Here is an 11,203-nt window from a genome sequence, read left to right as displayed (position 1 = left end):
TAAAAAAATATTTTTTAGATATGAAACATTACATTGAGGACGATAACAAATATAAAGGATTGATTATTAATAAAGGGATTCTTTCACCACCAATAATTAATCCTTATTTTCGAATCAAGAAAAAATACAAACAGCATACTGCTAGCGAGTACGCTGAACAAATATTAAAAGGGAATATTACTATATTGAGTCAAGCTGTGACTTTAGTGGAAAGTAAAAAAAGTGAGCATCAAAAAATTGCTCAAGAGGTGATTGAAAAATGTTTACCTTATTCAGGTTCTTCCATTCGAATTGGAATTACAGGTGTTCCAGGTGCAGGGAAATCGACATCTATCGACGCTTTTGGTTCTCACTTGATTCGTGATAGGAATAAGAAATTAGCTGTTTTAGCAATAGATCCTAGTAGTGAACGTTCTAAGGGCAGTATATTGGGAGATAAAACAAGAATGGAAGAAATTTCCCGTGAAACAAATGTTTTCGTTCGTCCTTCACCAGCAGCAGGTTCTTTAGGTGGAGTGGCAAGAAAAACAAGAGAAACAATTGTTCTGTGTGAAGCTGCTGGATTCGATACAATTTTAGTGGAAACAGTTGGTGTAGGACAATCTGAAACAGCTGTACATTCTATGGTAGATTTTTTTCTTTTGATACAAGTAGCAGGTACAGGCGATGAATTACAAGGGATTAAACGAGGAATTATAGAAATGGCAGATAGTATTGTTGTTAATAAAGCCGATGGAGATAATATTGAAAAAGCTAATTTGGCAGCTGCTCAATACAAGAATGCTCTACATCTTTTCCCTCCTCTATCCTCAAAATGGATTCCAAAAGTAATGACTTATTCAGGTTATTATAAGATAGGTATTGCTGAAATTTGGGATACAATTTATCAATATGTAGATTTTACCAAATCAAACGGTTATTTTGATTTTAAAAGGAACTCACAGATTAAATATTGGATGTATGAAAGTATCAATGAACAACTAAAAAATCATTTCTACCAATCTACAAGTATTAAAAAAGAATTGGCAATTAAAGAGCAACAAGTACTAAACTCTAAACTTAGCACTTTTAAAGCTGTAAAACAAATATTAGCCTTGTATTTTAGTCAACGAAATTCCTAGATAAATTACAAATTTGTACTACCATTTATTCTTAACTATCTCACTCCAAGTATTATCAATGATTTACGATAGAATACGAATTAATTCATTATTTTAGTTATAATACTGGCTATTGTTAACATATGTATGTTAAATCTTTTTCGAAAATCGGGGATACTTGTTTTTTCTTTTTTTTACTAAATCGGGGGATTTTTGGACATAATATTCACAATCATTAAATTATACAAATAAGTAAAAAATTCTAGAAAGGATACTCTACTGCAAAATGCTATCTGAAATTATTTCCAAAATTTGGATGGAACAAAACCAGTCGTTCTTCCTGGTGTTTTGTAGGGTTATATATCTTTTCTGCACAACCGAATCTCAGAACGAGATAATCAAAATTAAAACGCAATCCCAATTCATAACCCATGGCGATATCCTTAAAAAAAGTATTGAATAAGAATACACCTTCTTCTTGTCTTGGATTTTTTTTATGAACCATATATTACAAGCCTTCGAAGAAGGCAGCAAGTTCTAATTTCCAGAAAAATTTGGTTCGGTATTTTATAACCAAAATCTAGTTTAATATCACCAGACTTACAATTAGGAAGTAGAGTCGTGTAAGATTATAGGCTCCGGGAGCCTAAGTCTCTACTTCCCAAAGCTCGTACATTATTTCCCCAATCAGAATAGTACCTCTCTTCTAAAGTCAACATTAGTGAATTTGAATTTCATAAGGGACAATTATTCCACTTTTTATGCGATATACTAAAGAATTGTAAAAGTTTATTTTTTATGAGAATAATTCATCTCGATTTTGGTAAATCGATCAAAGGAACTATGATTTATTAACTTTGATTTTGTATAAAAATTATTAATTATACTTAACAAGTAAAGAATATTTCCTGAAGACTCAGCAAAAAAGTGAAATTTATAAATGTTTTTTCCAAAAAAATCAGAAAAAGAATTGAAAAAAGAATAGCTTGTCCTTACGATTAATTGGTCAGCTTAATTGGACAATACCAAGGAGTCATTCTTAAAATAATTTACTCTTAGTAGATTCAAAAGAGTGAAGAGTTTTAGAATCTAATTTTTTCCCATTCTAACTGAATAGCAGAAGACCAAAATATATGTTTATATATAGGGTCTATACAAATAATTATAACTAGTAGAGATGTTTGTAGAAGTATAGTATTTGAAAGGAGAAATTTTAATAGGATTAAATGTATATTTTGGAATATGTAGGGACATTCCTACACCTAATTCTATGATATGGGTCGAAAAAAATCTTGACAGTTTCGTATGCCAAACGAAATTGAAAGTTAAATATTTCAGCTTTTTGAAATAGATTATGATGAGTATAATTAAAAGAAGAATCAACTCCGAAATTACCAGAATTATTTGTCCCCCAAATAGAAAAAAATGATTGGTTACAAGAAGGAACTGTAAAAATATGACAATCAAGTAAAGCCGAATCATTTCTCGTCTTTTCATCTAGTTTAATGTAAATTTTACTTAGAAAATGTAAAGTTTTTAAAGAAGTAGTGGTAAGTTCCTTTTTTAGTTGAGAATAAGGTTCTTTTGGGACGATGAAAGAATTATTTAGTAATGTTGTTGTATCTAAAGAAAATTTGTTATCAACGGAACGATTTACATGTATTTTTGGAAATACTATACAGAGGATACTGTTTTTTTTTATGATATTTGGAATCAGGTTTTAATTGATTGTAATTTGTATAAAAAAATACACTATCGTGGTAAAGTTTTTTATTTACACTATACGAAATATCATTATCGGAAAAATTTAATCTTAATTCCAAATCAATATTATTAGAAATACTGTCAGCAATATATACAACATTTTCTTTAGAAAATTTCAAATATCCTCTATTTTGTAGTAGTTCAGTGATTCTTTCCCTCTCGTCATTTAACAGGTTTTACTAAATAACATTCCTCTCTTTATAAGAGAAAAACGAAGATTTGGGTTCTCACCTTCCAATTCCTTTTCTAACTCATTTTTATTAATAAATCTTCTATACATATGTTATAACTACATATGTAAAAAGGTGTATTCCCATGAATTTGATAAATAACATGGGCTTTTTTATCAAGCAAAAAGATTTTAGAAGAAATATTTGCAGATAGATAGCCAGAATTAACAATTTTTTTTAAAACTCACTTTCTGTTTTGTAAACTAAGAAAGAGTCAAAAATAACAGGAGGCTCCCAAACTTTCTAAAAAAACCGATTATACCATCTATCACTATCTTTTCCAAGTAAGTTATATATATTGGATTTAAAAATTCCAAACATTTTACAATTTGGTAATTGTATGGAATAGGAATTCGATTTCAAATCTTTGTATTCAGAGACATCGGATTCTATTTTCACCGCATCTAATATAGACTTTTCTTCAGGAATAAATTTAGTAGTACTACATGAGCACAAAATCCATACAATAAAGAAGAAAACATGTGTAATTAACTAATTTGAATGACATTGGTTTAAATTGCAGTATATCTCATTATTTTTTGATACACTACTTATAGTGAATACACTTCTACTCGATATTACAACTAATATTATTTTCCTTAATAGTAAAAATTATATAAATATCTGATAGTTTTTTCTAAAACCAGAGTATTCCGTGTTTCTTACTCACCCCCCCCCCCTACGCAAAAAAAGAAAAATATTTCTTAGAAAATTATATATCACTTCCTTCACTGTACATTATAAAAATGACTATCTTTAGGTATTTATTCTATAATTGTTCTTATTTAGTCTACTCTGTAGTATCTCTCTTTTTAAATAAATCATTATATTAGAAAGCAACGATATAACCAATATATTGTATTGAAAACCTAAAATTCTTTTTCATTTTTGTTCTTTTATCTAATAAAATCAAATTTTAACACTTAATAAATCCATATAGTTGAGACTCTATAATATATCCGAATACTACTGTCATTTAATTAATAGTTATTTCGAATTTGCTAAGCTATCTTTTCAATTAAAAGTTGTTATTTTCCTCATTTGAAATAAAACATGTAAATCTAAACAAAACAAGCAGAAAAAATATTTGTAATTTTTTCTGCACTTTTAAGTACTAGATATAATGATTATTTAGTATCTAAAAACTATTTCCAATAATCCTTTTTCAAAAAAGGATTATATTTGTATGTGTATTTGCTCCATACATATACAAATATACAACATGTAATAGTGAGATAAAATATTACATCTATTGGTTTTAACATCTATGCTATGGATAGGAATATTTATTTGCCTTATTTGGCAACTATTAATAAAATCATCCAGGAAGCTCCTGGAGTAAAAACTTTCCGTTTGGAATTTAATGATGAAACAGAGAAGAATGAATTTTCTTTTAAGACTGGACAATTTGCTGAATATGGAGTATTTGGAGAAGGAGAATCAACTTTTTGTATTGCCTCTCCTCAAACAAGAAAAGATTATATAGAGTGTACTTTCCGGCAAACAGGTAGAGTAACAACAGCACTAGCAAACTTGGAAGAAGGAGCAATTATTGGGGTTAGAGGCCCTTATGGGAACATATTTCCTATAGATGAATGGAAAGGTAAAAATTTAGTATTCATTGCTGGAGGTATTGCTTTGCCACCTATGCGCAGCGTTATTTGGTCGTGTTTAGACAATCGATCAGATTATGAAAATATCAGTATCTTCTATGGAGCAAAAACAATAAATGACCTTGTTTATAAATATGAATTAGAGGAATGGAAAAGACGATTAGATGTTTGTTTATATTTAACTGTAGACCCTGGTGGCGAAACATCAACATGGAAAGAAAGTATAGGTTTTGTTCCATCTATTGTTGAACAAATATCTCCAAGTTCTCAAAATACTGTTGCTGTTGTTTGTGGCCCTTCAATTATGATTAAAAATACTTTTCCAATATTGCAAAAATTAGGTTTTTCTGATGAAAATATTTTTACAACACTTGAAAATCGTATGAAATGTGGTTTCGGAAAATGTGGAAGGTGTAGTATAGGTAAAATTTATGTTTGCAAAGATGGCCCAGTTTTTACACTATCACAATTAGTGGCGTTGCCCAATGAATATTAAATAACGATACCTTAGATATATGCATAGACAAGTGATAAAAGTTGGTATTAGCTGTGGAGATGCTAATAACATTGTTCTTAAACGAATACTTCAGACTTTTAGTGAAACACAAATATTTGAACTATGTATTCCCATTGTTTATGCTTATTCTACAGCATTATCATACAATTGTAAAGCAAAGGGATTATCCTCTATTCGTACCACTAATATTCGTAGTGCCAATGAATCAGTAAAGGATAGTCTCAATATTATAAATATAAGTAATAAAATTACATCTACGGAATTAGAAAAAGGAACTACAGAAAGTAGTATAGCTGTGGAAGACTCTTTACATAAAGGTATATCTGACTTAAAAACAGGAGAAATTGATGTATTTGTTGTTTCCCAAACATCAAATAATTTACTTCAACAAATTGTATCAGAATTATCTGATGAAAAAAAAAGTTTTCCAATATTAATAAATGACTATTTTCGTATCATGGAGATTTTTGGATCCGTTTCTGTGGATATTCTTACAGAAAAAATAAAAATTTTACATTCGGCTCTGCTTCATGATTTTATGCTTACTTTTCCTCGTATAGCTGTTCTTTCTGTAAATTCTCCAACAGAAATTATCACTGAGGCTATTCAAATTGTTTTCCAAAAAGGAATATTTTGTTTTGGTGTCTTTGATGCAAATTTTTTTTTCAATTCAGATATATATAAAAAATTTGACGCTGCCCTTGTAGTAAATCCTACTAATTTTATCTTCCAATTCATTCAACCTGTTAATAGAGAAACGAATGTTACTTTTATAAGTAATTCTCCTTATGTAGTAACTGTTTCTAATACAGATGCTTTATTATCTTCAGCTATTTATTTGGCTATAGATACATATCGTAATCGAGAAATAACTCAAGAAATACACAATAATTCTTTGAAAGAGAGAACTTATAATTGATTACAGATGGAGTACAAGTCACATCCTTCTAGATTTTTAAAAAGCTAATATTAATTATATAAAAGATATTGTCAAAGTAGAAAAAATCTAAGTATAGAGAGTCTTTTGTTTCGAATTGCAGTATAAAACAATATTTAAGATGAAATAAATTACAATTTCATCAAACTAATAAAAACCATGTTTGATGAAGATTTTCAAAAAAATGAACATTTGTTTATAAGAGTATTAAAGATTTTTGAATCAAAAAAAATAATTTTAGATAGAATTGTTTGGATTGGTTTGTGGGTCTGGATTTTTTACAAAAATTAGTAGGGTCATTAAATAATTCTATTTCATGAAAGAACATAAGAAAAAAAATTACTCTTTTTGGTGCTTATTTTTTATTTTGATAAGTTTAAACGTTTGATACCCTCTCCCTGTATTATTCAAAATAAAAAACTAAAATCTAGACTAATCGACAATATTCAGTACCCTCTTCAGTCAACTTTCCCCTAAATTGTACAATGTATATAAAGGTTTGTACCAACTATTGCTTTTGTATCTGTCTTTGTATGCAATATTCAATCTTAGTATTTTTGCTTTTAAAAGCTAGATACATGAAAGTGACTTATTGCTAGACATGGTTTATATATTCAGTATATAAAATTAAAAGGTTTTATGTAAAATTATCGGAGATCTTCATTGGCTAATTTTATATGAATTTTTCATTTTAATTACTAAATCAACCAGTGTCCTGAATATACAATGCTCTCTTAATTGTTTTCAAATCAATAACAAGGTAGAGCATTCTGCTCTACCTTGTTATTCTTTAAATTAATTAAATGGTGAATTGGTTGTTTTTTTTGAAGCATTTCTTATAAATTTCATATGTATGCATAATTATGCTTGCTTATGAAATAGTTTTCCCCCCCCCTTTATTTTTTTCAAAAAAATGCAATTATTGTTAGATAGCGATTGCGGATCTGTTAGAAATTTTTCATTTTAATTTTCTAGCTTCAGTCATTTTACGACTATATTTATAATTTCAGCCTTTTTACAGAAAAGACTGAAATTATAAATGATAATATGCTTATTAGTGTCTTTTTATATTATAATCTGTACTCTTTAAGAGTATAGATTTTGGATTATCTTATGTTAAATAATGTATAAAAAGTAATTTTCTCTTGATATTTTAGATATCAAGTCAACTACAAAAAACATACTAATTGTAGTTTTCAACTTACTAACCCAGGTCAGACAATAATAACACAATTTGTATTCATTCGCGCATCACATTGATTTTACATTCCATTTGTTGATCGTTTTAGATTACTCAGCTGCTTGTTTAGGTGTCATAAATATTTTGATATGGGTACTAACGTAAAGTAACATCATATGTTAAAGAGCAGTAAGAATAAAATCAGTTTATTTTTTCTTTGAAATATACTCATTCATATCTTTTATGAAAATATTGAATCATTTATAAAAAAAGTTAGTAGGGTCAATACGTATTGACTTTGATTTTCTAAAATGTAAATGCATATCTTGTATTCTCTTAAGAGAACTCCTAGAATTCAAAAATAAGTTAGTGAGTTTAAAATTCTTCGTCTGTTTTATGAAATAGTAAGTGAAATATGTAAAAACTTTTTTATAATATCAAAAACTCTTCTCAGAAAGAGGCAAACACTCTCTAGATTACAAAATTATTTGACGATTTTTTAAAAAAGAAGAATTTCGAACTATTCGGCAGTGTACGAAACGGATGCTATCATTCCTGACACTTCACTAAAAGCTTTCATTCTACCTAAAAGAGAATAGCCAGGGTTGTATTTTTTACCTATATCTGTCAACATCAACGAGCCATGATCTATGCGCATGGGAAGATTTGGGTAATTTTTAAATATTTGTATTACCTCTAAAAGACGTCCTCTTCCTTCTAAATGAGAAGCTTCTGCAAAATCACCATTAGGCAAAACGTTTGTACTTCGTAAATGTACAAAGTGTGTTCGATGAGCAAATTTTTTTGCTAAATCCACAACATTGTTGTAGGTACTAGCGCTCAGACTTCCTGTACAAAAAGTAAATCCATTATGAAAACTATTCACTGTTTTTAAAACCCAGGTAATATCCTCTTCGTTAGTAACGATACGAGGTAACCCCAAGACAGGGAAAGGAGGGTCATCTGGATGAATACAGAGATTGATCCCATATTCTTCTGCTATAGGAACTACTTTTTGAAGAAAATATTTCAAATTCTCTCTCAATTGATCTTTACCTATATCTTTATAATTTTCTAATAGTCGATTAAAAATAATTACTGGATTTTTATCGCCCTCACTTATATTCCCATTGATAAATCCCTGTGTTTTAACAATAATATTTTCTATTAATTCTTCTTTTTCTTTTTTGCTAATAATTGTAGCAAGGCTATGTACTTTCTCCAAAGTTTCAGATGAATAATCCTTCTCTGATCCTATTCTTTTTAAGATATAAATGTCAAAATAAGCAAAGCGAACAAGACTAAAATATAGAGAATATGTACCATTATCTTGTTTTTTTGCTAAATCAGTGCGAATCCAATCAATAACAGGCATAAAATTATAACAAACTGTATGAATGCCAGCTCTACCCAAATTTGCCAAACTGATTTTGTAATTTTCAATCAATTGATTCCTGTCTTTTCCGGCATATTTTATACTTTCAGATACAGGGAGACTTTCTACAACTGACCACTTTAACCCACTTTCCTCAACATATCGTTTCAAATCATCAATCTCTTCCAATGACCAAATTTCACCATTAGGGACATGATGTAAAGCTGTTACAACACCTTCTACGCCTATTTGCCTTAAATCAGAAAGTGCGATATTATCATTTTTTCCAAACCACCTCCATACTTTTTCAAAAATCATATCTCCTTATATTAATTTAATCTAAGAAACATTTCTCTGTGTAAAGAAAAAATACACTAAATTCTGTATACTAACTATAATTACTATTAATATTTTGTCTATATACTTTATAGGAAAATACAACTTCTTTTGGTAAGCACCAAAATTAAAGATTTTTTCTTAAATCATTATATTTTAATCCAAAATATACGCTATTTTTGATTCTTAAAGAATCGTGTGAATTTGCTACTTACATGATTACATTGAATTTCTTCCAATTTCAACATTATACCTGCAAAACAGTTGCTGTAATGTAAAAGATAAAATCTTCAAAACATTTTTCCATTTTTAAGAAAAAGTAAAATTTTTTTTGCTTAAAATTTACCTACCTCGTTATCTGTTGTCTAACAAGACAAGTAAATTCTAACGATGTACAAATTATATATTATTTTTATATTTTTGCATTCAGTGCTCATATTTAGAAATTGACAAAAAATATATATATCTTGGACAAGTGAGAATACATTAATTAAGTGAGTTGTAGATAGTTGTTAGGTGAATTAATTAAACATTTGCCTATGGTCAAAAATAACAACAAGTCGAGAAAGTGGAAATGAAAATGTAGTTAATATTTTTTTAATCATTGTTATTTGAATTGAATTGGAAATGAAGAATTTATGATATAGATGGTTTTTGTAAACCATATAAAATTGTATCAGGACTTACAAAAAAGTCGAGCTTATAGGTGTTAAATTAAAAATTCACAAACTAATGAAACGTATTATTTTATCTTTTTTTTTGGTTTTTCTTTTTTTTATACAAGTTGATTCGAAAATAATTGTAAAAGTTGCTGCTGCAGCTAATCTTCGTTACATATTGGAAGAAATTAAAAAACAATACGAATTAGAATACCCATCTTCAAAAATTGATATTACTTTTGGTTCATCAGGAATGTTTACTCAGCAGATTTTAAATGGAGCTGATTTCGATTTTTTTATGGCTGCAGATATGGATTATCCTAAAAAAATATTTAATGCTGGTTTTGCTTATGAAGATGCTGAAGTATATGCTTATGGTAAACTTGCTTTGTGGAGTTTAAAGCTAGATGTATCAGACGGATTGAAAAGTATATTACTACCGCAAGTAAAAAAAATAGCGATAGCTAATCCTAAAGGAGCTCCTTATGGAGAGAATACGATAAAATTGTTGAAAAATCAAGGACTATATAACAAAATAAGCAATAAAATAGTCTGGGGGAACGATATCAGTCAGACAGCACAATTCGCTTTTTCAGGAAATGCTGAATTAGGGTTCATTGCTCTATCACTTGTATTTATTCCTGAGATGCGGAACAGAGGAAATTTTTATGTTTTCTCAGAAAACATATGTCCATCACAAGAGCAAGGATGCGTACTCATAAAAAAGTCACAGTCAACTCAAAGAGAAAAGGAAGAAGCAACACAATTTAAAAATTATATTATAAGTCATAAATGTGATAATTTATGGATAAAATTCGGATATGGATTAGTAAAAGAAAAAAGTAAGCAAATGCTATAAAAAGCAATAAAATTCATTAAAAGTCACTTTAGTATTGACTTTTTAACGATGAGTATAAAACGACCTTTGAAGGTTCGTTTTGAGATTTATAAAAAAATCTGCTTACTATCTTTGATTCTACATTTGTTTTTAGATGGCTTGTGACTCATTGTAGGGGGTCGATTTGTAGAAGCGCTATACGGTTTAATAAAAAAAATAGCAATTTTTTATGGATATCTAGTATTTTAGTTTAATATTTCTTCTGTAGAATCAGCAATTGTTCTTCTTAGAAGAGTGTGATAGATGGATTAATAAGATACTGAGTTACTAGGAGAACGTTCTCAACGAGAAAAAATGAATACCCACTAGTTCTTATAATTTTAGCTTCCTAAGATAACAAGCGTGTACTTTATAGCCAATATTTAAGATAAATAAATTTATAATAGATGGAGATACATATATACTGAATAAATATTGGAAAAGAAATAAAAAATTAATCTTTAATGGCATATTGTTGATCAGAAAAAGACTAACTTTTTTGAGAGAGAAGCTACAGGGTCTTTTCTCAATATAATTGCTACTAACTAACTATAATAGAGGAATAGATATTGATGATAATGGAATGAAAAAATATGGTAGGGGGAAAATAAGAGT

General features: G+C 28.6%; 6 protein-coding genes. 4 read left to right on the top strand and 2 right to left on the bottom strand.

Translation table 11 applies throughout. The features are described from left to right. The first annotated feature begins 20 nt into the window (after positions 1 to 20). Positions 21 to 1,121: a methylmalonyl Co-A mutase-associated GTPase MeaB gene (meaB, locus tag ACZ5QM_RS01715; protein WP_464183215.1), complete on the top strand. Its 1,101-nt coding sequence runs from the start codon at positions 21 to 23 to the stop codon at positions 1,119 to 1,121. A 268-nt stretch (positions 1,122 to 1,389) separates the two neighbouring features. On the opposite strand, the gene ACZ5QM_RS01710 is transcribed toward meaB, so the two are convergent. Next, entirely contained in the window at positions 1,390 to 1,605 is a 216-nt protein-coding gene (locus ACZ5QM_RS01710) for a hypothetical protein (RefSeq protein ID WP_464183214.1), read from the bottom strand. Between the two features lie 2,761 nt (positions 1,606 to 4,366). On the opposite strand from ACZ5QM_RS01710, the gene ACZ5QM_RS01705 reads away from it, so the two are divergent. Both ACZ5QM_RS01705 and ACZ5QM_RS01700 read left to right on the top strand, forming a co-directional pair. Beyond that, positions 4,367 to 5,203, top strand: a complete 837-nt coding sequence (locus tag ACZ5QM_RS01705) for an FAD/NAD(P)-binding protein (protein ID WP_464203036.1) — start codon at positions 4,367 to 4,369, stop codon at positions 5,201 to 5,203. A gap of 19 nt (positions 5,204 to 5,222) precedes the next feature. Continuing rightward, positions 5,223 to 6,143 carry a hypothetical protein gene (locus ACZ5QM_RS01700; protein ID WP_464183212.1) on the top strand — a complete coding sequence of 307 codons (921 nt, stop codon included), beginning with the start codon at positions 5,223 to 5,225 and terminating at the stop codon, positions 6,141 to 6,143. A 1,718-nt stretch (positions 6,144 to 7,861) separates the two neighbouring features. On the opposite strand, the gene uxuA is transcribed toward ACZ5QM_RS01700, so the two are convergent. After that, positions 7,862 to 9,034, bottom strand: coding sequence for a mannonate dehydratase (gene uxuA, locus ACZ5QM_RS01695; protein WP_464183210.1), 1,173 nt, complete (start codon positions 9,032 to 9,034; stop codon positions 7,862 to 7,864). 750 nt (positions 9,035 to 9,784) lie between these two features. Between uxuA and modA the strand changes: the two genes are divergently transcribed. Then, complete coding sequence (modA, locus tag ACZ5QM_RS01690) at positions 9,785 to 10,570, top strand: molybdate ABC transporter substrate-binding protein (protein WP_464183208.1); 786 nt, start codon at positions 9,785 to 9,787, stop codon at positions 10,568 to 10,570. Positions 10,571 to 11,203 lie beyond the last annotated feature (633 nt).

This window comes from Azobacteroides sp. (SeqCode), from assembly GCF_055395615.1.
The sequence above is the reverse complement of the archived record's forward strand: the minus strand, read 5'-3'. Positions and strand labels throughout refer to the sequence as shown.

Coding starts and splice junctions, on each gene's coding strand:
- meaB (WP_464183215.1), top strand. CDS start 21: ATGAAACATTACATTGAGGACGATAACAAATATAAAGGATTGATTATT.
- ACZ5QM_RS01710 (WP_464183214.1), bottom strand. CDS start 1,605: ATGGTTCATAAAAAAAATCCAAGACAAGAAGAAGGTGTATTCTTATTC.
- ACZ5QM_RS01705 (WP_464203036.1), top strand. CDS start 4,367: ATGGATAGGAATATTTATTTGCCTTATTTGGCAACTATTAATAAAATC.
- ACZ5QM_RS01700 (WP_464183212.1), top strand. CDS start 5,223: ATGCATAGACAAGTGATAAAAGTTGGTATTAGCTGTGGAGATGCTAAT.
- uxuA (WP_464183210.1), bottom strand. CDS start 9,034: ATGATTTTTGAAAAAGTATGGAGGTGGTTTGGAAAAAATGATAATATC.
- modA (WP_464183208.1), top strand. CDS start 9,785: ATGAAACGTATTATTTTATCTTTTTTTTTGGTTTTTCTTTTTTTTATA.